Raw genomic sequence first — 24,703 nt, 5'->3', positions numbered from 1 at the left:
GTCAGGAGCACGCGGCTCCGTTGACCGTGAAGGTCGTCGGGGCGGTGTCGTTGGAGGTGAAGGTGCCCTGGAAGCCGAACGATGTGGTGGCGCCGGGGGCGATGGAGGCGTTGTAGGCGGCGCTGGTCGCGGTGACGGCTTCGCCGGACTGGCTGGTGGCGCCGTTCCAGGCGTTGGTGATCTTTTGGTCGCCGGGGAAGGTGAAGGCGAGGGTCCAGCCGTTGATCGCGGCGGTGCCGGTGTTGGCGATGGTGACGTTGGCGGTGAATCCGCCGGCCCACTCGGCGGTCTTGGCGTAGGTGACGTGGCAGACGCCGGTGGTGGTGCCGCCGCCGGTGACGGTCCAGGTGAAGGTGGCTGAGCCGGCGGCTCCGGTGGCGTCGGTGGCGGTGATGGTCGTGGTCGAGCTGCCGGCGGTGGTCGGGGTGCCGGTGATCAGGCCGGTGCTGCTGATCGACAGGCCGGCCGGGAGTCCGGTGGCGGTGTAGGTCAGGGTCTGCGCGGTACCGGAGTCGGTGGCCTGGATCTGGACGGCGCTGATGGCCGTGCCGACGGTGCCGGACTGGTTGCCCGGTCCGGTGACGGTGACCGTGTTGCCTCCGGAGGTGCCGGCGGTGGTGGAGATGGCGAAGATGTGCAGGGCGGGAGTGCCGGAGGCGACGGGGCTTCCCGCGGGGAGCTGGACCGAGGCGAGGGTCTTGCCCGCTGTCAGGGTCACGGCTTGGGAGAAGATGTTGCCGCTCTGGGTGGCGGTGGTGTTGCCCGGGCGGTTCTGGTACGTCGAGCTGACCGCGAGCGCGCTGCCGCCGGCCGGCGTGGTGGCCCACCAGTCGGCGGAGCTGAGCGTGTAGCTCTGGGTGCTGCCGTCGGTGTAGGTGATGGTCCCGGTGCCGGTGGCGGGTCCGTAGCTGGAGGTGAGCAGGAAGCCCAGGGTGCCCGTGCCGGACATGGTGATGATCTGGTTCTGCGGCACGGTGTTGTCGTTGCTGCCGGCGGCGGCCGCGGGCATCGTGAAGGTCACCCCGGAGGAGGTGACCTGCGCGCCGGGACCGGCATGGGCATTGGTCAGCGCGGTCTGGGAGAAGCTGGAGCCGCCGCCGTCCAGGTTGCCCGCCGCGGTGTTGCCGTCCGCGCTGATCCCGACGTTGTCGAACGACGCTGCCAGGTTCGCGTACGTCGACGGCGGTGAGGAGGAGCCCGACGTCGGCGACGTCGGCGGGACGGATCCGCTGCTCAGCGCGGTCATGACCGAGTTGAACGCCGACTTGGGCTGGTAGTTGTTGTCGAACAGCGTCGCCGCGCCGTAGCCGGGGAACGTGCCGGGGATCCAGGAGTCGGCGTCGCTGATGTTCCACTGCGTGATGCCCGGGCACTGCGCGATCGCCAGGCAGGCCTTCACGATGTTCGCGTCGTCAGTGGCCTGCTGTTGCAGGTTGCCGCTGCTGGCCGGGGTCGGCATGCGGTCGTCCAGCTCGGTGATCGCCACGTCCAGGCCGAGGGCTGCGAAGCGCTGCATGTTCGCCTGCAGACTGGAGGGGACCTGCCCGACGATGAAGTGGCTCTCGAACCCGATCCCGCCCAACGGCACGCCCTGCGCCACCAGCGTCTTGGCCAGGTTGTACATGGCGTCGCTCTTGGCGCCCTGGCCTTCGATGTTGTAGTCGTTGATGTACAGCTTGGCGGCCGGGTCGGCGGCGTGCGCGGTGCGGATGGCGTCGCCGATGTACTGCGCGCCGCCGCCGAAGGCGTTGTAGAACACGTCCTGACGGAAGCTGCCGTCGTCGTTGAAGGGCTCGTTCACGACGTCCCAGGCGTAGATCTTGCCCTTGAAGTGCGAGACCTCGCCGGTGATGTGCGCTTCCATGGCCGACTTCGCCTGGGAGCCCGACAGGCTGCTCATCCAGCCGGGCAGCTGGGAGTGCCACACCAGGTTGTGTCCGCGCACGCGCTCGTTGTGCGAGGTCGCGAAGTTCACGATCGCGTCGCCCGGACTGAAGTTGAACTGCCCGTTGTTGGGCTCGACGGTGTCCCACTTCATCTCGTTCTGGGGCGTCACCATGTCGAACTGCGAGCCGGCCACGTTGCTCGCCGTGCCGTTGCCCAGGTCCTGCTGGCCGACGGCGACGCCGAAGTAGCGGCTGTCCGCCTCGGCGCCGGCGCGCAGCGTCGTGGGAGCGGCGGAGGCCTGACCGCCGAGCAGGAGCGCGCCCGCCGCGGCGGTGATCGCGGCCACGGTGACCACGGCCAGGGCTCCGCGCAGTCCGCGGCGGTCGGGCGAGCCCGCTCGGCCCGGTCTCGGCGGATTGGCGCGGTGGGGTGCGCCGGTGTCGATATCCATGAGGTTTCCCTTTCCAGCCGCCGGACGGCGGACATGAATTCATCCCGTACCGGATCAGGCGGCGTGCCGATGATGGGCGGCCATATTTCGGCGACCGTTTCAGAGGAGTCGCGGCGGCGTCAACGGCTGGAAGTTTCGAAAAGTCTCGAACGCTGCCGCAATGCCCTGTCCGGCTCGTCTACCTCAGGGTTCGGTCATGCGCGGAGTCGGGAACCTCGGGCTTGGCGGTGAAAGTTACAGGGAGGCTTCGTATTCTGATGATCGATTATCGAAACATTTTCGAAACTCTGCCGAATAGGGATTCGGTCGTTCATCGAGGTGCTTCACGGCAAATTCAAAGGCTTCCCGAGCGCTCCCACTAGCGCCCGGGAAGCCCTTGCATCACCGGGTCAGGAGCACGTGGCTCCGTCGACGGTGAAGCTTTGCCGTCGCCTGACACACATGGGATGTCTTGTAGCTCGAACCGAGGGATGCGTCCAGGCACAGCGGAGGGCGTGCGGCCGTTCGGCCTCGGTCGCGGCGCGGATATGTGCACGTCAAATGAACATCGATCATGGGATGCCGGTGTTCGACGGTGGTTTGCCGGTCGGAAGTTTCATCTGTCAGGCTGCGATGATGTACCCGACATCCCATGGCAGAGGGCTGAGGAGGGGAGGGCCATGCAGCACGAACCAGCAGCGACAGGAAGAGAAATCTAAAGCACAGAGACTCCGACACTTTCCTGCGGGAGAAGGCTCATATGGTGAGTGGCTGGCGATGTCAGCGCGCTGATTCGGTCCGCTCAGTCCGCATTTGACCGGAAGCGCGCACACGGCGAGAGCGCTTTGAACACCCTTCCCGCAAGCCGTATTCGATAGTACGGTCGCGAAAGTTTCGCGGATCGACAAGGATGGAGGCGCAGCATGGCAGAGCGGTATTTCGAGGATTTCTCACCGGGTCACGGTGCTGCTCCGGCCCGTGCCGCGGTGGACTCCGATGCCGCTCGGCTGGATCTGACCGGTGAGTGGGCCTTCCGGTTCTCGCCGATCTTGGTGGCGGAGCCGGATGGATTCGAGGAGCCGGAGTTCGACGACGCGGACTGGGACCGGCTCGCGGTTCCGTCGCACTGGCAGCTGCACGGGTACGGACATCCCGCCTACCTGAACATCTCGTATCCGATTCCGGTGGATCCGCCGTTCGTGCCCGATGAGAACGCGACCGGTGATTACCGGCGCGAGTTCGAGCTGCCTGCTTCCTGGAAAGGCGGTCCCGCGGTCGTGCGGTTCGAGGGCGTGGACTCGTGTGCGCGGGTCTGGCTCAACGGCGTGGAGCTGGGGGTGAGCCGGGGCAGCCGGCTGCCGGTGGAGTTCGAGGCCTCGGCCGCGCTGCGTGCCGGGCGCAACGTGCTGGCTGTCCGCGTGCATCAGTACTCTTCGGGCACCTACCTGGAAGACCAGGACACCTGGCGGATGTCGGGGATCTTCCGCGAGGTGTCGGTGGTGGCGCGGCCCGACGGCGGGCTGCGGGACGTGTTCGTCCATGCCGACTTCGACGCGGTCACCGGCGGCGGGCGGCTGCGGATCGAGGCGGACGCGGCCGGCCCGGCTCGGGTGAGCATCGCCGGACTCGACGTCCACGACCTGCCGGCCGACGGGGTCTTCGAGTTCGACCGCGTGCGGCCGTGGAGCGCTGAAGACCCCTATCTGTACGAGGCGGTCATCAGCACCGATGAGGAGCAGGTGCGGGTCCGCCTGGGGTTCCGCAGCATCGCGATCACCGAATCAGGAGTGCTGACGGTCAACGGACGGCGCATCGTGCTGCGCGGTGTCAACCGGCACGAGTTCGACCCGGACGGCGGCAGGGTCCTGACGCGCGAGGCGATGCGGGCCGACGTGGAGCTGATGAAGCAGCACAACATCAACGCCGTACGCACCTCCCACTATCCGCCACACCCCTATTTCCTCGACCTCTGCGACGAGCTGGGTCTGTGGGTGGTGCTCGAGTGCGACCTGGAGACGCACGGCTTCGAGAACGCCGACACCGTCCGCTGGGACCGGAACCCCTCGGACGATCCGCGGTGGCGGGCGGCGTACCTGGACCGCATCGCGCGGACGGTCGAGCGCGACAAGAACCACCCGAGCGTGATCCTGTGGTCGCTGGGCAACGAGGCCGGCGAGGGGGTGAACCTCGAGGCGATGGCGGCGTGGACCCGCGAGCGGGACCCGTCCCGGCCGATCCACTACGAGGCCGACCATTTCGCCCGCTTCACAGACGTGTACGCGCAGATGTACCGCACTCCCGCCGACGTCGCCCGGATCGGTCGCGGAGAACTCCGCCCGGGTGAGAGCTTCTATCCGGCTGCCGACGGCGAGGGCGACCCCGCGGACGAGCCGCGCAATCAGATGCCATTCCTGCTGACCGAATTCGGCCACGCGATGGGCAACGGCCCGGGAGCGCTGGCCGAGTACACACGGCTGTGGGACCGGTACCCACGCCTGCAGGGCGGGTTCATCTGGGAGTGGATGGATCAGGGACTGCGAACCGCCGATGCGCGAGGCCGCGAGTTCTTCGCCTACGGCGGGGACTTCGGCGAGGACCTGCACGATGGCAACTTCATCTGCGACGGCTTGGTCTTCCCCGATCGCACGCCCTCGCCCGGACTCCTGGAATACCGCAAGGTCATCGAACCGGTGCGCATCGAACCATCGCGCATCGCACCCGGCGAGAACTCGGCGTCGGTGAAGATCGAGAACCGCTATGACGTCATCGACACGTCCCACCTGCGATTCACCTGGTCGGTGGAGCGAAACGGGATCGAGGCCGCCGAGGGCGTCCTGCCGGTCCCGCCGCTGGCGCCGGGGGAGAGTGTCGACGTCGCGGTGCCCGTGCCGGCCGAGCCGCCGACGGCCGAAGGAGGCGAGTTCTGGCTGACCGTCCGGGCCGACCTCGTGGCGAAGACGGCGTGGGCCGATGAAGGACATCCCATCGCCTGGGGACAGACCCAGCTCGCCTCCAACCTCGAACCGGTACTTGCGCCGGAACCGGCGCCGGTCGGCGCCGCGGTTCACCCGGTCCGCGCCGAGCACCACATCACCCTCGGTCCCGGGCTCTTCGACCCGGACTCCGGGACACTGCTCAGCCTCGCCGGACAACCGGTCCACGGCCCGCGCCTGGACCTGTGGCGCGCGCCGACCGACAACGATCGCGGCTGGCCGCAACACGATGCCGAGTACTGGCACTCGCGCGGGCTGCACCGCCTGCGCCACCGGACCGTCTCACTGCACGTCGCCGATGACGCCCTGACAGTGGTGGTGCGAAGCGCCGCTGCCGCCTCGGTCAGCGGATACCTCACGACGTATCGGTGGCAGGCCGAGGGCGAAAACCTGCGGGTGCGGGTGCGGACCGAACCTGTCGGCCGCTGGCCCGAGCGGGGCGACGTGTTCGGCGAGGCGATGGTGGATCCCGCCCTCCCGCCCGACCAGTACGCCGAATTGGTCCGCCGGGACAAGGCGCCCTCTCTGGCGCGGCTTGGGCTGCGATGGCTGCTGCCGGCCCGGTGGTCCCAAGTCAGCTGGTTCGGCGCGGGACCCGGCGAGGCCTACCCTGATTCCCGCTGCGCGGCCCGCATCGGACGGTTCGACGCAACCGTGGACCAGCTGCAGATCCCGTATGTCCGCCCGCAGGAGAACGGCAACCGCATGGAGACGCGCTGGATCGAACTGACCGACCCCGCCGGGACAGGAGTGCGCGTCGAAGGCGACCCGGTGTTCAACTTCGCCGCCCGCCGCTGGAGCGATCAGGCGCTGGCGGCGGCACGCCATCAGAGCGACCTGACCCCGGACACATCCATCCACCTGCACACCGACCACGCGGTGCAAGGGCTCGGCAGCGCCGCGGTCGGCCCGGGAGTGCTTCCGCAGCACCGGCTTGAACTCGGCTCGGCGGAATTCGCCTTCACCCTGACTCCGATCGCAGGCTGATCGCGCAGCGACGGCAACCTTTTGCCAGGATCGAAGGACTGATAGGTGCAAGGTATCCGATCGCTCGAAGGGGAGCCTGTGAAGGCTACGCATCCGACCACGCACCGCAGCAGGTGGCTGCCGATATCCACCGCGGCGGGGCTGCTCGTGGTCGCCGGACTCATCGCCGGTCTGGCCATGGGCTCGTCGTCGCGGCACACCGCGGATCCACCTCCCGCCGCGACCGGGTTCGCCACGACCGGATCCGGCATGACAGCGACGCCGAACAGCGCGCCGACCTCCGCCGAGCCGTCCGCGCCGGCGGTGGCGTCGGGGACCGCGTCGTCAGCTTCGTCCCCGACCGTGGCCGCGGCGCACAAGACGCCTGGAAAGACGTCCACCACGTCGCAGACCTCTGCCACCCCGACCCACGGCGGTGCGCCAAGCCCGACGGCGACCTCATTGGCGGGACGGGTTCAGCCCGGCGTCACCTATCAAGGCGTCGCGACCGAATACAGCGCCGCGGACGGCGACGGTGCGTGCCTGTTCGGACCGGCCGCCGACATGATGATCGCGGCGATGAACGAACTGGACTACCAGAACTCCGAAGCCTGCGGAGCCCACGTTCTCGTCCGTGCCGCGAACGGAGCCACGATCACGGTCCTGATCACCAACGAGTGCCCCTATCCGTGCGCTCCCGGGCAGCTTGACCTCAGTCAGCAAGCCTTCGCCAAGCTCGCCGATCCCAAAGCCGGCCGGATCTCGGTCACCTGGCAGCTTGTCAGTCCGGCAGCGGCGGGCAACGTCTCCATCCGCTACAAAGTCGGCTCGAGCCAGTACTGGTGCGGCATCCAGGTCATCGGCGAGCGCAATCCGGTCGCCCGCCTGGAAGTCGCCGCCGGCAGCGGATGGCAGCAACTGCCGCGCGCCAGCTACAACTACTTCTTGTCCGCGAACGGCGCCGGGTGCGGCAAGGCGGTCAGAATCACCGACATCTTCGGGCAGCAGGTGACGACGGCTGCCCTTCCCGTCGAACCGGATGTGATCCAGCCCGCCGGGGTTCAGTTCTCGCGGCATTGAGCGCCGATGGGCTCCGCCGGGCCGAGCGACCGCTCTCAGCCCGGCGGAGTTCTAGGGGGCGGTGCGCGACCGCAGTCAGCGCACCGGCGGGTGTGTCAGCGTGCGTTCAGCGTCCACAGGTGGTCGGCCGTGCCGTTGTCGCTCCACTGCAGGACCAGCGCGCCGGAGGACTTGCTCATGTTGGTGACGCCCAGCAGGAGTCCGCTGTGGCTGTTGGCGATCTTGTACTGGCCGTTGCCCGCGGCGTTGACCGACCAGAGGTGGTCCGGGGTGCCGTTGTCGCCCCAGATCAGGGCGTCGGCTCCGGCGGAGGTGCTCTCGTTGGTGACGCCGAGCAGCAGGCCGTCGGCCGTGTTCTGGATCTTGTACAGGCCCGACCCGGCCGAGATGAGCTTCCAGGTCTGGGTGCTGCCGCTGCCGGGGGTGGCCTGGACGGCCAGGGTGCCCTGCGCGGTGCCGCCGTTCTGCGTGTCCAGGGCCAGGCCGCTGTTCACGTTCTTGATCTGGTAGGTGCCATCCAGCGTCGGCGATCCGCCGCCGCCGGGGGTGAGGACCAGGTGGTAGCCGTAGGTGGAGGTCATCGAGACCGGTATGGTGACCGATCCGTTGACCACCTGGTACGTGCCCTGCGAGAGGGTCGTCGGTCCCGACACCGCGACGGTGCGCCCGGGGGAGGGCGTGTACTGCAGGCTCGCGGTCACCTGGGAGCTGCCGGAGAACCCGGACAGCGATCCCAGCCCGTTGACGGTGACCGCGGTGGAGCCGCTGCCTCCGCCGAACGCCACGTTGACCTGATTGCCCGCCGCGGGGACCGACGCCACACCGTCGAGACCGCCGGAGGGCACGGTGGTGACCATGTTCCCGGTCATCCCCGCGTACCAGGTGTACAGCCAATACGCGCCGTTGGGGCTGCCGCCCTGCCCGGTCAGCAGGTCGCCGAGCGCTCCGGACTGGTTCCAGAACGCCAGCTCGGCGTTGTTCACCCCGAGCCGCTCGAACTGCGCGAGGTAGCCCACCAGGGCTCCGGGCACGCCCACCTGCGAGGGCGCGGCGTACTCCTCGATGGCGATCGGCCGCGGGGTGATCCCCAGGTTCTTCTCCAGGTTCGTCACGGTCGCCACGTCACCGGCGATCTTCGAGGAGTTCTCCAGCTCGTGCCAGGCGATGATGTCCGGCACGGTGTTGGTGGCGACCGCGTTGTTCAGGAAGTTCTGCATGTCGCTGATGTTGTCCGAGAAGCTCGGCCCTTGGATCGGGACGTTCGGCGCCAGGGAGCGGACCTGCCGGTAGGTCGTGGTCCAGAAGTTCTCGAACGTGCCGTTGGCGGACTGCCAGGTGCCGTCCGGCTCGTTCCACAGCGCGTAAGCGGCCAGATTCGTGATGCCGGAGGCCTGGACCTGCTGGATCTGGCTCTGCACGGCGCCGGACCAGGTGCTCCAGCTGAACTGGTACGGCCATCCCGCGTAGTAGTCCGACAGCCGGTCGACCACTTTGGCTCCGGCCCTGGCGGCCTCCGGAGCCACCTTCAGGATGTCGCCGGAGCCCTGCTGGTGCCCGCCGGCGGGCATCTGGACGAAGGTGTTCGGGTGCAGCGGCTCGACCAGGTTGTCGGCCGGAACGGTCGCGGTGGCCAGACCGTAGAGCGACCCGGTCGCCACATGGGTGACCGTGCGGAACGGCTGGTTGGCGTTCACTTGGAGCGTGGGCGTCGCCGCGTGGGCGGGGGCGGTGCTCACGGCTGTCGCCGCCGCGGTGACCAAGGCCAAGGCGGCGATCGCGGCTCGCGCCCGGCGGGCAGTGGCATGGTGCATCAGGCGGTGCGTCACAGCTTCTCCTGACGGGGGGTGGGGGAGGCGAGTGCGTGCCCTGAGGAGGACGTCGCCGGGCCGTGGCGCCGGCCCGTTCCGGAGACGGCGTCAATCGTCGAACCGGTTCGCCCGGACTGAGGGGAGCATAGCCCTCGATGACAGTACCCGGTAGGTCTGACGGTCTATCGGTGAAACTTCCGTGACACGAACCGATTCGACCCAGCTCCGCCGCGTGGAGGTCCGGACGGCGTTGACGAGTCGTCCCCGGAGAGGGCTGACTCGCTGATAGCGCTGACATCCGTCCACGGACTATGAGGTCTCATGCTGCGATCGCGTTCTCTGAAAACCCGCCTGCTCGGTCTGCTCGCGGCAGTGGCGGCTGCTGTCGCTGTGAGTTTGCCTGCCGCGCCCCAGGCCGCCGCCGCGTCGTTGACGCAGGTGACGAACTTCGGGACCAACCCGAGCAACTTGGCGATGTATGTGTATGTGCCGAACAGCGTCAAGCCCAACCCGTCGATCCTGTTGGCGATGCACGGCTGTCAGGGCACTGCGTCGTACATGTACTCCAGTACCGATTTCGGGAAGCTGGCCGATCAGTACGGGTTCATCGTGATCTACCCGCAGACCAACCCCAGCGGCAGTTGCTGGGATGTGTCCTCCGATCAGGCGCTGAAACGCAACGGCGGCAGCGATCCGGTGGGTCTGATGTCGATGATCACCTACACCGAGCAGCACTACGGCGGGAATGCCAACTCGGTGTTCGTCACCGGGGAGTCCTCCGGCGGGATGATGACCAACGTCATGCTCGCCGACTACCCGGATGTGTTCAAGGCCGGTGCGGCGTTCATGGGTGTGCCGTATCACTGCTTCTACACCGGCAGTGTGCGCGGCTGGAACGGGCCGTGTGCCGGGGGTCAGGTCTCGATGACCGCGCAGCAGTGGGGTGATCTGGTGCGCAATGACGGGGATCCGGGTTACACCGGTCCGCGTCCGCGGATGCAGTTGTGGCATGGCACCGCCGACACCACGTTGAACTACAACAACTTGGGTGAGGAGATCAAGCAGTGGACGAACGTGGACGGGGTGAGTCAGACTCCGTCGTCCAGTGACACCCCGGTCGCCAACTGGAACCGCACCCGCTACAACAACGCCTCCGGCACCACGCAGGTCGAGGCGTACAGCATCGTCGGCGCCGGACACCAGCTGCCGATCCAGGGCACGCAGATGGCCGCCTACGCCATCCACTTCATGGGCCTGGACGGCAGCGGCACCACCACCGGCAACACCGGTCCGCTGCACGCGGTCGGCGCTGGGAAGTGCCTGGACGACCCGAACTCGAGCATCACGCTGGGGACTCAGCAGCAGATCTACGACTGCAACGGGCAAGCCAACCAGACCTGGACGCACAACGCCTCCAACGAGCTGTCGCTCACCGTCGGCGGCAGCACCCTGTGCCTGGACGCCAACGCCAAGGGCACCACCAACGGCACCAAGGCGATCCTGTATTCCTGCAACGGCCAGACAAACCAGCAGTGGACCTTGAATGCCAACGGCACCGTCACCGGCGTTCAATCAGGACTCTGTCTTGATGTGAGCGGCGCCTCGACCGCCGACGGCGCCCTCGTCCAACTCTGGACCTGCAACGGTGGCAGCAACCAGCGATGGACCCTCGGGTAGCACCGACCTCGACCGAACCCCGGAGTGGAATGGAGTATGAGCGTGCATGTACTGACAAGACGCACTGATCGCCGCAAGATCGTGTCGCTCGCCGCCAGCCTGAGCGTCGTGGCCGCGTGCACGCTGGCGGTTGTGGTTCCGTCCGGTGCTGCGTATGCGGCTGATACCGCGACGATCAACGGAGCGACGACGTATCAGACGATCGCTGGGTTCGGTGCCTCGGAGGCGTTTGGTGAGGCGGCGGCGGTGATGAATGCCTCCTCCTCGGTGCAGCAGCAGGCGCTGGCCGATCTGTACAGTCCGACGACCGGTGCGGGTTTGACCATTCTGCGTAACGAGATTGGTGCGACCTCCGGCAACACGATCGAGCCGACCAATCCTGGCGGCCCTGGTGCGACGCCGAACTATCTTCCGCTGTCGCAGATCAACCAGGACATGGGCCAGTTGTGGTTCGCCCAGCAGATCAAGGCCCGCTACAACGTCACCAACGTCTACGCCGATGCCTGGAGCGCCCCAGGTTTCATGAAGACCAACAATTCGGTGTCCGGCGGTGGTCAGGTTTGTGGGTCGGCCGGGGCTTCGTGCTCCAGTGGTGATTGGCGTCAGGCGTATTCGAACTATCTGGTGCAGTACGCCAGGGACTACGCGGCGGCGGGTGTGCCGCTGACCTATCTGGGTCCGTCGAACGAGCCTGACTACAGCACCAACTACGACAGCATGTCGATGAGTCCGGCGCAGATGGCCAGTGTGGTCGATGTGCTCGGGCCGACTTTGCGGAGCTCGGGGCTGGCTACCCAGGTCACTTGTTGTGCGGCGACTGGTTGGCCGAAGGCTGGGCAGTATGCTGCGGCGATTGAGGCGGATCCGACGGCGTTGGCTGCGGTGGGCATGGTGGGCGGGCACGGCTACAGTGGGGCGCCGACTTCGCCGTTGCCTGGTTGGACCAAGCAGTCGTGGGAGACTGAGTGGTCGACTTTTGAGGGCTTCAGCTCTGCCTGGGATGACGGCTCCGATGCGTCCGGGATGGCGTGGGCTCAGCACATCAATCAGGGGTTGACTGGTGCGAACCTGAACGCGTTCCTGTATTGGTGGGGTAGCACCACCCCGTCGGAGAACGGTGACAATGAGGGGCTGTTGGAGATCAACGGCAGCTCGGTGATTCCGACTGGTCGGTTGTGGGCGTTCGCGAACTACAGCCGCTACATCCATCCTGGTGCTGTGCGTATCGGGGCGAGCAGCTCCAATGGTGCGGTGAACCTGAGCGCGTACAAGAACACCGACGGCTCCTTGGCTATCGTGGCGCTCAATACTGGTAGCGGTTCGGACGCGCTCACCTATTCGCTGGCGAATACCGGCGTGGCCAACGGCGCCACCGTGACCCCGTACCTGACCAACAATGCGAACCAGGTCGCAGCCCAGGGCACGACGACGGTCGCCGGCGGCGCCTTCACCGCGACTGTGCCGGGCCGCTCCCTGGTGACGTATGTGATCCCAGCCGGCGTGGTGAGCGGCAACACCGTCACCGTGACCAACCCGGGCTCCCAGACCGGGAAGGTCGGTACGGCGATCAGCGGCCTGCAGATCCAGGGTACTGACTCGGGCTCCGGCCAGACGCTGACGTACTCGGCGTCGGGTCTGCCGGCCGGGCTGTCGATCAGCAGCAGCGGCCTGATCACCGGTACCCCGACCACGGCGGGCAGCTCCACCGTGGCGGTGACTGCCACCGACAGTACCGGCGCGTCCGGCTCGGCTGGCTTCACCTGGACCGTCACCGGCGGCACGACGACAGGCACCTGCCATGTCGCCTACACCAGAACCAATGAATGGCCAGGTGGCTTCACCGCCAACGTCACCATCACCAACACCGGTACGGCGGCGATCAACGGCTGGACCGTCGGCTGGAGCTTCCCCGGCGACCAGAAGATCACCAACGCCTGGAGCGCCACCGCCACCCAGAGCGGCGCCGCGGTCAGTGCGACCAATGCCGCCTACAACAGCACCATCGCCCCCGGAGCCAACACCTCGTTCGGCTTCCAGGGCACGTTCACCGCGAACGACACCTCACCCTCGAGCTTCACCGTCAACGGAGCCGCGTGCTCGTAGCCGCGTGCTCGTAGACACCTGCTCATAGAGCAGTGAAGTCGAGAGGCTTCCCGGGCGCTTGAGGGAGCGCTCGGGAAGCTTTTGCCGTCAGCCGAACAGCCGCCGTTGTATCTCCCCGCGATAGTCCTCAAGGGTCTTGTCCAAATGCACGCCGGCCGCGATGGCCGCCGCCTCGGCATCGCCGTCGCGGATCGCCTCGTAGATCGCGGTGTGCTCGGTGATGGCCTCCGCGGCGTGGCCGCCGATCGCGCCGTGCAGGCCGATGGTGCTGGACTGGCGTTGCAACCGGCGGGCTTCGCGGACCGCGGTGAGCAGGAACGGGTTGTGCGAGGCGGTGGCGATGCCGAGGTGGAAGTCGTCGTCGCCGCGGTCGAACAGGGCGGGCTGCCCGGTCAGGTGGCCCTGTTCGCAGGTGAGTGCCGCCGCCTCGATGGCGCGCAGTTCGGCCGGGGTCGCCTTGGTCGCGGCCAGGCTGCTGGCGGCTGTCTCCTGGACGCGCCGGAATTCGAAGAGCATGTAGACGTGGTCCAGGTCCGTCGGCAGGAAGAAACCGCCCCACCGTGAGGAGCCCAGCATGCCCTCGTCGTCGGCGACGTAGAGCCCGCGGCCCTTTTGCGCGCGCACCCTGCCGATGGCCGAGAGGATTTTGACGGCTTCGCGGACCACGGTGCGGCTGGCGCCCAGGCGCGCGGCCAGCTCGTTCTCGGTCGGCATCCGGTCGCCCGGCTGCAACTGCGACGCGGCGATCAGCTGGAGGATCTGCTCGGCGATCAGTTCATAGCCCGGACGATAGGCGTCGGTCCGTGCCTCGCCCTGCCTTCCCGCGGACGCACCGTCCTCCGCCAAGACGGGTGTGCCGTCCACGTGTTCTCCTTCGCCCTCGGCTGGTGCCAAGGAGCATACATGTGAGGCTGGGATCGAGCTAGATAGATCCTACTCATTGAGGTGATCGTCAGGTTCATATGGTGATCAATGAGGTCATAGTCGTGGTCACGGCAGTGCGGTCTTCGAAAAATCTTGAAGAGAAGTGCGTCGCCCCTCTTGACGCATGGGTCCTTGGGCAGCTGTTATGTGTGCCACAGGACGGCGCCCGGCATGTGTTACCGGTAACCAATCCGCAACACGGGCGCGGCGGCTCGCACCGAGCCGCCTGGATTCGATGAGTACGACACATATCCCCATCCGGTCCGCCGAGCCTCAGCTCGGCGGTGCCCCAGCGCAGGGAGTCGTTCATGACAGTGAAGTTCCGCGCCATCGGCGCGCCAGGCCCGGGCCGGCCGCGTCGGCGTGCCGGGCTGCTCGCGCTCGGAGCCCTGCTCGCCCTCGGCGCCGCCGCCTGCGGCACGAGCAGTGGAAAGGCCAACACGCCGAGCACCGGTGGCAGCTTCAAGACCGCGGCGCAGACCGGCGGGACCCTGACGGTCTGGGTCGACTCGGACCGGCTGGCCGCCGCGAAGCTGTACCAGAAGGCCCATCCCGAGGTGAAGATGGACATCGTCACCTACGACGGGGACGCCAACGGCTCCAACTACCTGCAGACCAAGGTGTCCCTGTTCAACCGGACCAGCTCGGGCTGGCCGGACGTGGTCTTCAGTTCGCAGAACAACGAGACCAGCTGGGCGGTGCAGGCCGGGTTCGCCGCACCGCTGAACAAGGGTCTGATACCGCAGGCCACCCTGGACGGCTGGGCCACCGACGCCAACGCCCCGTGCACCGTGGACGGCACCGTCTACTGCCTGCGCAACGACCTGTCGCAGACCGTGCTCTGGTACAACGACAAGCTGATGAAGCAGTGGGGCTATCAGGTCCCCACGACCTGGGAGCAGTACCAGGCCCTCGGTGAGAAGGTCGCCGCCGAGCACCCCGGCTACCTGGTCGGCGCCGCCGGCGACACGTTCGCTCCGGAGATCTACCTGTGGGCGGGCAAGTGCGGCGCCAACCAGATCACCGGGCCCAAGGCGGTCACGGTCGACGCCACCAGCGCGGCCTGCACCAAGATGGCCACGCTGATGGACACCCTGATCAAGGACAAGACCCTGTCGACGTCGAGCGTGTTCAGCTCCGACTTCGACAAGAACGAGGCTGACAAGATCCTGATGATGCCCGGCCCGTCGTGGTACGGCGGAGCGCTGTTCCAGGGCACGTTCAAGACCCCGGCCGGGCAGCTCGGCGTGGCGCCGATGCCGCAGTGGTCCGGCGACTCCAGCCCGTCGGTGGGCAACGTGGGCGGCGGCACCTGGCTGGTCTCGGCGCACAGCAAGAACCTGAAGGCCTCGACCGACTTCGTGACCTGGGTCACCACCTCGGATGACTACCAGGGCAAGCTGGCGCCGGGCTTTCCGGCGTACACGGCGGCGGCCAAGACGTGGCTGGCGGCGCAGCAGTCCTCCGGGTACTACGCCGACGACATCACCGCGCCGCTCACCGCCGCGGCGAACCAGGTCTGGGCGGGCTGGGGCTACGGGCAGTTCAGCCAGGAGGCGGTCTGGGCCGCGACCGTCACCCCCGGCGTCAACGCCGGCAAGACCATCGTCTCGCTGCTGCCGGCCTGGCAGGACTCGATCGTGAACCACGCCAAGGCCGACGGATACCAGGTGGCGACGAAGTGAGCTCGCCCACCGCGACGACCGGCCGGACCACAGCGCGGCGCGGGGCACTGCGCGCGCTGTGGCCCGGCCGGGCCGGCCACGGGTTCGTCGCCGCCTACGTGGTGCTGCTGATCGCCTTCGGCATCGTGCCCACCTGCTACGCGGTCTACTTCGCGTTCACCGATGGGAACGCCCGGTTCAGCGGTCTGTCGAACTTCTCCAGGGCCGCCGCGGACTTCCGCTTCGTCCCGGCCGTCGAGCATGTCGCGCTGTACCTGGTGTTCTGGCTGGTGGCCCTGGTCGTGCTCGTCGTGGGGCTGTCGCTGCTGCTGTATGAGCTGTCCGCCCGCGGTGTGAGCAAGGCACTGAGGTTCCTGTACTACATCCCCGGTGCGCTGGCCGGCGCGGCGGGGGTGATGGTGTGGCTGTTCGTGCTCGACCCGTCGGTGAGCCCGGTGGCCTTCCTGCTCCGGGCTATGGGGTTCGCCACCTTCGGCCAGGTCGTCGCCCCCGGTCACCTGCCGGTCCTGTTCACCCTGATCGCCTTCTGGACCGGCGCCGGCGGCTGGATCGTGGTCATGCACGGGGCGCTGAACAACATCCCGCGCGAGGTCATCGAGGCCGCACGCATCGACGGCGCGTCCGCCTGGCAGACCGCGAGGCGGATCCAGATCCCGATGCTGCGCAAGTGGATCGTCTACATGGTGATCCTCACCTTCGCCGGCGGCACCCAGCTGTTCGTCGAACCGCAACTGCTCGCCCAGGCCAGCGTCGGCGTCGCCGGGCGCGACTACTCCCTGAACCAGCTGTCCTACGACTTCGCCTTCCAGAACAACGACGTGAACACCGCCGCGGCCATCTCGGTCGAGCTCCTGCTCGTCGGCCTGGTCGTGGCCGCGCTGTTCGTCGCCAGATCGGGGTTCTTCGATGCCGACTGAGGGACACCCGGCCCTGGCCGCTCTGCGCACGTGGGAGGCCGCGCCGCTCGCCGAGGAGGAACCCGCGCGCCGCACAAGCCGCCGCCGGACCCGCAATCCGCTGCCCGCCCTGGTGCTCGCGCTGTTCGCGGTCTTCTTCGTGCTGCCGGTGCTCTGGCTGGTGCTCGCCGCGACCAAGACCGACGACCAGCTCGTGCACGGCAACCCGCTGTCGTTCGGGTCCTGGCACGCGCTGCGGGCCAACTGGGACGCGCTGACGTCCTACCAGGACGACGCGATCTTCCAGTGGCTGCGCAACTCGGCGCTCTACTCGTTCCTGGCGCTCGTGATCACGCTGGCCGTGGCGGTCCCCGCCGGCTACGCGCTGGCGATGACCGAGTTCCGCGGCCGCCGCGTGCTGCTGGTCGGCACGCTCGTGGTGATGCTCATGCCGAACGCGACGCTGGTCGTGCCGCTGTTCCTGGAAGTCAACGCCGCGCACCTGATCGGGTCGATGTGGTCGATCATCCTGCCCTACGCGTTCTATCCGTTCGGCGTGTACCTGGCCTACATCTACTTCAGCACCGCGCTTCCCAGAGAACTGCTGGAGTCCGCGCGGCTGGACGGCTGCAGCGAGTTCGGCGTCTTCCGCCGGGTCGCGCTGCCGCTGGCCACTCCGATCGTGGCGCTCGTCGGGTTTTTCAGCTTCGTGGCCAACTGGACCAACTACTTCCTGCCCTACGTCATGCTGCCGCAGAGCAGCCAGTTGCCGGTCCAGGTGGGCCTCGGCACGCTGCTCGACGACGTGCCGCAGTTCAACCCGACCGTCGGGGACCTGGCCGTGCAGCGTCCCGAGCTCGCGCTCGCGACCCTGCTGGCGATCACCCCGGTCCTCATCGTCTTCCTGTTCTCCCAGCGCTTCCTCGTGACCGGCATGCTCGCCGGCGCCACCAAGGGCTGACCACCGCCCCGAAACGGAGAAACCTGTATGTATCCCGTCATCACCGCCTCGGTGCCGGTGCTCGAGCCGCCTGGCTGGGCGCCGGCACAGCGTGAGCTGTTCGATCTGCTGGACCGGTCGTGGCGGCGTTTCGCCGAGGACTTCACCGGACCCGGCGGTGAGCTCAGATACCACGGGACGCTCTCCACCCGGGACGGCGGCGACGACTTCTACGAGGTCTTCTTCAACTGGCCTCAGCTCTATCTGCTCGGCGGCGCCGACGACCTGCTGGCGGCCTCGGAGCGGCATTGGGAAGGGGTGACCCGCCAGCTCACCGCGCTCGGCATGCTGCGCGAGGAGTACGAGCGCGGATACGACTGGTTCCACCAGGGCGAGAGCCTGCTGCTGTTCTACTTCCTGTGCATGGCCGCGCCCGACCGCTGGCGCGAGCGGGCGGTCCGTTTCGCAGAGCTCTACGTCGACCCCGCGCACGGCAACTACGACGCCGAACACCGCATCATCAAGCGCCCGCACAACGGCAGCGACCCGGAGCGGGAGGGGCTGTCGGACACCGGCAGCTACCCCTGGCTGCCCAAGGAAGCCGAGATGTACGGCTTCCCGCTGAACTGGATCCTGCCCGAAGGCGCCGAGACCCCGCCGCTGGACGCGGACCCGCGGCTGGGGGAGCAGATGCGTCTGCGCACCGGGGTCGGCGACACCGCGGTCAACCTCGCGGCCACCAACCTCGCCCTCAACGCCCTGATTCTCACCGGCGAGACCCGCTACCGGGACTGGATCGTCGAGTACGTCGGCGCGTGGCGCGAGCGCGCCGCGGCCAACGGCGGCGTCGTGCCCGACAACGTCGCGCCCGACGGAACCGTCGGCGGCCTGCTGGAGGGGCGCTGGTACGGCGGCCACTACGGCTGGAACTGGCCGCACGGCTGGCACAGCGTCGGACCCGCCGCGGCCGTCGCGGCCCTGGCCGCGGCCGCGGCCACCGGCGACGACTCCTACCTGGACCTGGTGGGCTCCACGCTCGACGAGGTCATCGCGCACGGCAAGACCATGGCCTTCCAGGACGCGGACTCCAGCCTGCAGTCCAAGTGGACCATCCAGCTGCTCGAGGACGTCCGCACCCCGACGCTGCACGTCCCCTACCGCCACGGCGACCAGGGATGGTTCGACTACAACCCGATGCCCCTGGTCGTGCCCGCCGCGCTGTGGCACCACAGCGCCTCGGCCGCCGACCGCGAGCGCATCGAGCAGCTGCGCGCCGCCTCCGGCATCGACTGGAGCACCATCCGCCCCTTCCGCAGCAAGGAGGAATCAGGACACGAGGAAGCCTGGTTCGCCTTCCTCGCCGGCGACGACCCCGGCTACCCCGAACGCATCCTGGCCACCGCCCAAGCCCAGATCCGCCACCGGCTGACGCGCATGGAGCGCTACCGGGACATCGACGTGCCCGAGGCCGACATCCACCTGTGGCAGCAGTCGAACCCGGTCGCCACCGAAGCGCTGGTCCAGCTCACCTGGGGTGGACCGCAGGTGCTGTACAACGGCGGACTGCAACAGGCGCGCGTGCGCTACTACGACGCCGAGGCGCGCCGTCCCGGACTGCCGCCCTCGGTCGCGGCGCTGGTGTCGAGCATCGATCCGCAGGCGACGGTCGTGGAGCTGGTGAACCTCGACCCGGAGTACGCGCGCACGGTGATCGTGCAGGCCGGATCCTTCGCCGAGCACACCATCGCCACCGTCGCCTACACGGCGTGCGACGACCCCGCATGGATCGGCGACCTCTACGACTACGGACACCGGCAGCCGATGGAGATCACGGAGTCGCTGCAGGTCGGCGGTCCTTGGGTGACCGTCGAGCTGCCCCGCTCCACGCGTGTGCGCCTGACGCTGAGCCTGGAGCTGCGCACGGGACAGCCGTCGTACCGCACTCCCTTTGACGCCGAGGAGGCCTGACATGCAGCGGATCGCCCAAGTCGCCCGGCTGCTGCCGGAGCTGCGTGAGCAGTACCTCGCCCTGCACAGCGAAGTCTGGCCCGGGGTCGAGAGCACACTGCGCGCGGCGCACATCCGGAACTACAGCATCTTCCTGCACGGGGACATGCTCTTCGCCTACTACGAGTACCACGGTCAGGACTTCGCCGCCGACCTGGACACCATCAAGGACGACCCCGAGACACAACGCTGGTGGACCTTCACAGACCCCTGCCAGGTGCCCTGGCCGGACTCCGCCACCGGCAGCCGGTGGGCGGACCTGCCGGAGATCTGGCACCTCGGCGACGACCCGAGCCCGACCGCAGAAGAATCCTGACACAGAAGGACACTGACACGATGACTTCGCTGGCGGTGCGGTACACCGCTGCTCGTACGCTGACCACCGGTCCCGCCGCACCTGTGCCGCCGGGTCCCGGGCAGGTGGAGCTGGCTCCGGCTTATGTGGGGATCTGCGGCACGGACCTGCACATCTTCCACGGCGACATGGACGGACGGGTCAAGGCGCCCGCCGTGATCGGGCACGAGATGTCAGGCCATGTGGTCCGCGTCGGACCCGGGGTCGAGGGCTATGCTCCCGGCGACCCGGTCACCGTCATGCCGCTGAGCTGGGACGGCACATGTCCGGCCTGCCTGAACGGCCACCGCCACATCTGTCAGAACCTGGACTTCATCGGCATCGACTCGCCCGGCGCGATGCAGCAGCGCTGGACCGTGCCCGCCTCGACGCTGATCCGCCTGCCGGAGTCGCTGGCGCTGGACCGTGCGGCGCTGGTCGAACCCACGGCGGTGGCGGTGCACGACGTCGGCCGCGCCGGTGTGAGCGACGGCGATCGGGTCGTGGTGGTCGGCGGCGGTCCGGTGGGTCTGCTGATCGCGCTGGTCGCGCGGGCATCCGGCGGCGAGGTGCGGGTGGTGGAGCCGAACCCCCAGCGCCGCCGCCTTGCCGAGCAGCTGGGCCTGAACACGTGGGACCCCGGCGCCGACGACGTGCCCGAGCGCGTCCGCGACTGGACGCAGGACGCGGGGGCGGACATCGCCTTCGAAGTCTCCGGCGCCGAGGCCGGCGTGCAGACGGCGGTGGACGTGCTGGCGGTGCGCGGTCGCCTGTGCCTGGTGGCCATCCATCCCCGACCCCGGGCAGTGGATCTGCACCGCTTCTTCTGGCGAGAGCTGACACTGATCGGCGCCCGGTTGTACGAGCGTCAGGACTTCGAGACCGCCGTGCGCCTCATCGACGAGGGCACCATCCCCGCCGAGCAGCTGATCAGCAGGATCGTGCCGCTGGTCGACGCGCTGGACGCGTTCACGTCCCTGGAATCCGGCGGCGACGTGAAGGTGCTCGTGGACTGCGGCAACACCTCACCGGAGGCTGCGGCATGACATCGAACCGATTCGACCTGACCGGGCGCCTGGCCGTGGTCACCGGAGCACGCCGCGGCATCGGCCGGGCCATGGCCCGCGCGCTGGCCGAGGCGGGAGCCGACATCATCGGCGTGAGCGCGCATCTGGAGGGCGCCGGCAGCGACGTGGAGAAGGACGTGACCGCCGCCGGACGTGCCTTCGAAGCGGTCCAGGCCGACTTCTCCGACCCCGCCGCCGTCGCGGCGCTCGCCGCGGACCTGGCCGGACGCGAACGCCCGGTGGACATCCTGGTCAACAACGCCGGCACCATCGCCCGCACTCCCGCCGCCCGGCACTCCGACGCCGACTGGGCTCTGGTTCTGCAGGTGAACCTCTCGGCGCAGTTCGTCCTCACCCGCGCGGTGGGGGAGCGGATGGTCGAACGCGGCCGGGGCAAGATCGTCTTCACCGCCTCCCTGCTCAGCTTCCAGGGCGGTATCACCGTGCCCGGATACACCGCCGCCAAGCACGGCATCGCCGGTCTGACCAAAGCCCTGGCCAACGAGTGGGCTCCGCACGGCGTCAACGTAAACGCCATCGCGCCGGGCTACATCGCCACGGACAACACCCAGGCGCTGCGGGACGACGCGGAGCGCAGCGCGGCGATCCTCTCGCGCATCCCGGCCGGCCGCTGGGGAGACGCGGACGACCTCGCCGGCGCGACCGTCTTCCTCGCCTCGGACGCCGCCGCCTACGTGCACGGCGCGATCCTGCCGGTCGACGGCGGCTGGCTGGGCCGATGAACCGCCGGACGATCGCGGGCACGCTGCTGGCCCTGACCGAGCTCGGGTTCGGGGGATCGGTCATCGGGAACCTGTACCGGCCGGTCTCCGACGACGATGCCGAAGCCGCGGTCGCCGCGGCCTGGGACGCCGGGATCCGCTCCTTCGACACCGCGCCGCACTACGGACTCGGGCTGTCCGAACGCCGCCTCGGCGCCGTGCTGAGCGACCACCCTCGAGACGAGTATGTGCTGTCGTCCAAAGTCGGGCGGCTGCTCGTCCCCAACGACTACCCCACCGGCCGTGACAGCGACGGTTTCGCCGTCCCGGACACAGTCCGCAGGAAGTGGGACTTCAGCAAGGACGGCGTCCTGCGCTCCATCGAAGCGAGCCTGGACCGCCTCGGGACGGACCGCCTCGACATCGTCTACCTGCACGATCCCGACGACCACTGGCAGCAGGCCGCCGACGAGGCCATGCCCACCCTCGCGCAGCTGCGCGACGAGGGCGTCGTCGGCGCGATCGGCGCCGGCATGAACCAGTCCGCGATGCTCACCCGCTTCCTGCGGGAGACCGCCGCGGACGTGGTCATGCTGGCCGGCCGGTACACCCTGCTCGACCAGAGCGCCCTGGAGGACGTGCTGCCGGCCGCGATCGAGCAGGGGAAGAGCGTCGTCGCGGTCGGCGTCTTCAACTCCGGTCTGTTGGCGGGCGACCGGCCGGGCGCCGGGATGAAGTACGACTACGGCGACGCGCCCGCAGACCTCGTCGACCGCGCCCGGATGATCGCCGAGGTCTGCGAAGCCCATGGGACGACGCTGCCCGCCGCGGCCATCGCCTTTCCGTTCACCCACCCCGCTGTCGTCAACGTCACGCTCGGAATGCGGACCTCTCGGCAGGTGGCGCGCAACATCGAGCTCCACCGGTCGAGCGTCCCCCAAGCCTTGTTCGCCTACCTGGGGTCGCTGGGACTGATCACCTACAGCGAAGGATCGTAGAAGGCCCGGTCGTAGACCTCGAAGGAACGGATCGAAGCCCAGCAGCCGGCGTCCAGGGCGGTGACGGTGATCCGCAGGTGGCGCGTGGCCGCGGTGAAGGCGACGGTCTGGACTTGGGAGGTGCTGCCGGTCGCGCTCTGGTCGGAAAGCGTCGTCCAGGACGTGCCGTCGGTGGAGCCGTCGATCCGGTACCCGTACCGGTGTCCACCGAATTCCCAGGCGACGCGCGCCCCGGTGACGGTGTGGACGCCGCCGAGGTCCACGGTCAGCCAGTGGCCGGCGGCACCGTCGCTCGCACACCAGCGGGTGGAGGTGTCGCCGTCCACGGCGTGGGAGGCGAGGTTGCCGTGGGCGGTCTCGACGCTGTCCGCGCCGGCGGTGCGGCCCAGGGCGATGTCGGCGGGGACGACCGTCCGGTCCAGGACGAGCGCGACGACGGTGTCGTCCGGGTAGCGGGTGCGGTCGATACCGCTGATCGTGGCCTGGTTTCCGGAACCGGTACCGAGGGTGAGCGGGGCGTGTGAGACCACGTCGTAGGCTCGGACGGCGCGGGCATCGCCCAGTGCCGGCGTGGTGAAGCTGCTTCCGGAGTAGCCGGGCAGGAGATGGACGTAGACGGTCTGTCCGCTGAAGGTGAAGCCGTACTGGCCGTCCACCGGGTCCCATGGTCCGCCGCGGGTGTTGTAGACCGCTTCGCCGTTGGCTTTCATGAACGTGCCCAGCTGTTGCATGAGGGCGGCCTGATTCGCCGGGACGGTACCGTGGCGGTCCGGTCCCACGTTGATCAGCACACACATGTCCCGGATGAAACTGTTGACCAGCAAGGCCATGGCCGAGGCGTGGCTCATCACGGCGCCGTCGGAGTTGTAGCCCCAGGTGCTGCCGACGCTGAACGTCTTCTGCACCAGGTGGCCGGACCGCAGGCGGCCGGCGGGCACGGAGCCGCCCTCGTCGACGTCGTAGTCGCCGACCCAGCCCGACCGGGGCGAGGCCAGCGCCGTCGGCTGGCTCTGGCGCACCAGGCCGGCGAGTCCCAGCGGCAGTCCGGTGCCGGTCTCGGTGGCGCCGTAGGCGGCGTCCACCTGCCAGCCGTTACCGGAGTCCCGGTAGCGGCCCGGCTCCCAGAAGAACGACGCGTCGGCGTCGCTGCCCTGCTCGGCCAGCCAGCCGCCGTCCCACCAGATGTCGTCGAGCGCGCCGTACTGGGTCACCAGTTCCTTGACGCACTGATAGACCTCCTCCTTCATCAGGCGCGCGTTCTCGTGGTGCGCCGGGTCGGTGGTGTAGCCCCACGGGTTGGGTGCGCAGTTGGTACCGGTGACGTCGTAGTAGCCGGGGTAGCGCCAGTTGATCGGGGAGTAGTACAGGCCGACCCGCAGACCTGCCGCGCGGACCGCAGCGACGTAGTCCTTGACGAAATCGCGCTTCAGCGGTGCCTGTCCGGCGTTCCAGCCGGCGGGGTAGGTGCTGGGCCACAGCGCGAAGCCGTCGTGGTGTCGGGCGGTCAGCACGGTGTAGCCGGCGCCGAGCTGCTTGGCCAGGGCGGCCCAGTCGGAGGGCTTGTAGGCGTCGGCGGTGAACTGCTGCGGCGAGGACTGCGTGACGAAGTTCTGGTAGGCAGCCGGAGTGATCGCGGCCGAGTGCATGTACCACTCGCCGTGTGCCGGGCCGGCGTAGACGCCCCAGTGGATGAACATGCCCAGCCGGGTGTCGCGCAGCCACTGGATGGTCGCGTCGGGCTGCTGCCACATGCCCTGGTCCAGCTTCGGGATCCGGAGGGGTACCAGCGGATTGGCTTGCGCGGCAGCGGTTTGTACGGCGGCGGCAGGGCTCTCGCCGCCGGCGGTGAGACTCGTGGCGGCTATTGCCGCCGCCGTGCCGGACAGCACGGCGCGTCGGGACACAGGGTTCGTCATCGGGGATCTCCGAAACTGTTGGGAAGCATCAACGTGTCCGGTCACGCACATGTTTCACCCGAGACAGTCCTCGGTCAAGGAAATCCGTCAGACCAATCCAGGGAGTTGGACCCTTTCGTTCCCCATCGTTGCGGAGAAACAGCGTTATTCATCAGAGGTATCAGTTCTGGGTGCTTGCCCTCGCGTCGAGTGGCTAGTAGCGTCCGTCGCGCCACGAGTGCGAAACTTTCTCGCCATAATAGCGAAAGCATTAAGATCCTCAACTCCCAA

At 68.3% G+C, this 24,703-nt stretch carries 16 protein-coding genes; 12 read left to right on the top strand and 4 right to left on the bottom strand.

Annotated features, from left to right (window positions below):
* Position 1 precedes the first annotated feature (1 nt).
* Positions 2-2,338, bottom strand: a complete 2,337-nt coding sequence (locus CACI_RS52740) for an endo-1,4-beta-xylanase (RefSeq protein WP_015793551.1) — start codon at positions 2,336-2,338, stop codon at positions 2-4.
* 902 nt (positions 2,339-3,240) lie between these two features.
* Between CACI_RS52740 and CACI_RS24545 the strand changes: the two genes are divergently transcribed.
* Both CACI_RS24545 and CACI_RS24540 read left to right on the top strand, forming a co-directional pair.
* Entirely contained in the window at positions 3,241-6,297 is a 3,057-nt protein-coding gene (locus CACI_RS24545) for a glycoside hydrolase family 2 TIM barrel-domain containing protein (protein WP_015793550.1), read from the top strand.
* 45 nt (positions 6,298-6,342) lie between these two features.
* The gene (locus CACI_RS24540) at positions 6,343-7,356 is read left to right on the top strand and encodes an expansin EXLX1 family cellulose-binding protein (RefSeq protein WP_015793549.1); all 1,014 of its coding nucleotides are present in this window, start codon (positions 6,343-6,345) and stop codon (positions 7,354-7,356) included.
* 95 nt (positions 7,357-7,451) lie between these two features.
* On the opposite strand, the gene CACI_RS24535 is transcribed toward CACI_RS24540, so the two are convergent.
* On the bottom strand, positions 7,452-9,182 hold the full coding sequence (locus CACI_RS24535; RefSeq protein WP_015793548.1) for an RICIN domain-containing protein: 1,731 nt from the start codon (positions 9,180-9,182) through the stop codon (positions 7,452-7,454).
* A 303-nt stretch (positions 9,183-9,485) separates the two neighbouring features.
* Between CACI_RS24535 and CACI_RS24530 the strand changes: the two genes are divergently transcribed.
* The gene (locus CACI_RS24530) at positions 9,486-10,841 is read left to right on the top strand and encodes an extracellular catalytic domain type 1 short-chain-length polyhydroxyalkanoate depolymerase (RefSeq protein ID WP_015793547.1); all 1,356 of its coding nucleotides are present in this window, start codon (positions 9,486-9,488) and stop codon (positions 10,839-10,841) included.
* Between the two features lie 36 nt (positions 10,842-10,877).
* Positions 10,878-12,944: a cellulose binding domain-containing protein gene (locus CACI_RS48165; protein ID WP_015793546.1), complete on the top strand. Its 2,067-nt coding sequence runs from the start codon at positions 10,878-10,880 to the stop codon at positions 12,942-12,944.
* A gap of 87 nt (positions 12,945-13,031) precedes the next feature.
* Here CACI_RS48165 and CACI_RS24515 read toward each other — a convergent pair whose 3' ends face one another.
* Positions 13,032-13,715 (bottom strand): FadR/GntR family transcriptional regulator, encoded by a 684-nt coding sequence (locus CACI_RS24515; protein WP_041542347.1) that lies wholly within the window; start codon positions 13,713-13,715, stop codon positions 13,032-13,034.
* 461 nt (positions 13,716-14,176) lie between these two features.
* On the opposite strand from CACI_RS24515, the gene CACI_RS24510 reads away from it, so the two are divergent.
* The 8 genes from CACI_RS24510 to CACI_RS24475 are packed head-to-tail and all read left to right on the top strand — an operon-like array spanning position 14,177 to position 22,517.
* Entirely contained in the window at positions 14,177-15,553 is a 1,377-nt protein-coding gene (locus CACI_RS24510; RefSeq protein ID WP_015793544.1) for an ABC transporter substrate-binding protein, read from the top strand.
* A 47-nt stretch (positions 15,554-15,600) separates the two neighbouring features.
* Entirely contained in the window at positions 15,601-16,470 is an 870-nt protein-coding gene (locus CACI_RS24505; protein WP_049872076.1) for a carbohydrate ABC transporter permease, read from the top strand.
* On the top strand, positions 16,460-17,410 hold the full coding sequence (locus tag CACI_RS24500; RefSeq protein ID WP_015793542.1) for a carbohydrate ABC transporter permease: 951 nt from the start codon (positions 16,460-16,462) through the stop codon (positions 17,408-17,410). Before CACI_RS24505 ends, CACI_RS24500 begins: the two co-directional genes overlap by 11 nt.
* 27 nt (positions 17,411-17,437) lie before the next feature.
* Positions 17,438-19,357 carry a hypothetical protein gene (locus tag CACI_RS24495; RefSeq protein ID WP_015793541.1) on the top strand — a complete coding sequence of 640 codons (1,920 nt, stop codon included), beginning with the start codon at positions 17,438-17,440 and terminating at the stop codon, positions 19,355-19,357.
* Between the two features lies 1 nt (position 19,358).
* The gene (locus CACI_RS24490; RefSeq protein WP_015793540.1) at positions 19,359-19,712 is read left to right on the top strand and encodes an L-rhamnose mutarotase; all 354 of its coding nucleotides are present in this window, start codon (positions 19,359-19,361) and stop codon (positions 19,710-19,712) included.
* Between the two features lie 20 nt (positions 19,713-19,732).
* Entirely contained in the window at positions 19,733-20,776 is a 1,044-nt protein-coding gene (locus CACI_RS24485) for a zinc-dependent alcohol dehydrogenase (RefSeq protein ID WP_015793539.1), read from the top strand.
* A complete protein-coding gene (locus CACI_RS24480; RefSeq protein WP_015793538.1) occupies positions 20,773-21,540 on the top strand; it encodes an SDR family oxidoreductase in 768 nt (255 codons plus the stop codon). Before CACI_RS24485 ends, CACI_RS24480 begins: the two co-directional genes overlap by 4 nt.
* On the top strand, positions 21,537-22,517 hold the full coding sequence (locus tag CACI_RS24475) for an aldo/keto reductase (RefSeq protein ID WP_015793537.1): 981 nt from the start codon (positions 21,537-21,539) through the stop codon (positions 22,515-22,517). Before CACI_RS24480 ends, CACI_RS24475 begins: the two co-directional genes overlap by 4 nt.
* Here the strand turns inward: CACI_RS24475 and CACI_RS24470 are convergent.
* Entirely contained in the window at positions 22,499-24,433 is a 1,935-nt protein-coding gene (locus tag CACI_RS24470) for an alpha-L-fucosidase (protein ID WP_015793536.1), read from the bottom strand. The genes CACI_RS24475 and CACI_RS24470 overlap by 19 nt on opposite strands.
* Positions 24,434-24,703: the final 270 nt, after the last annotated feature.

Origin of the sequence: Catenulispora acidiphila DSM 44928 (genome assembly GCF_000024025.1) — a bacterium.
In the GTDB taxonomy this organism is placed as follows: Bacteria; Actinomycetota; Actinomycetes; order Streptomycetales; family Catenulisporaceae; genus Catenulispora; species Catenulispora acidiphila.
Note: the sequence above shows the minus strand (reverse complement) of the source record. Positions and strands in the feature narration are given on the sequence as shown.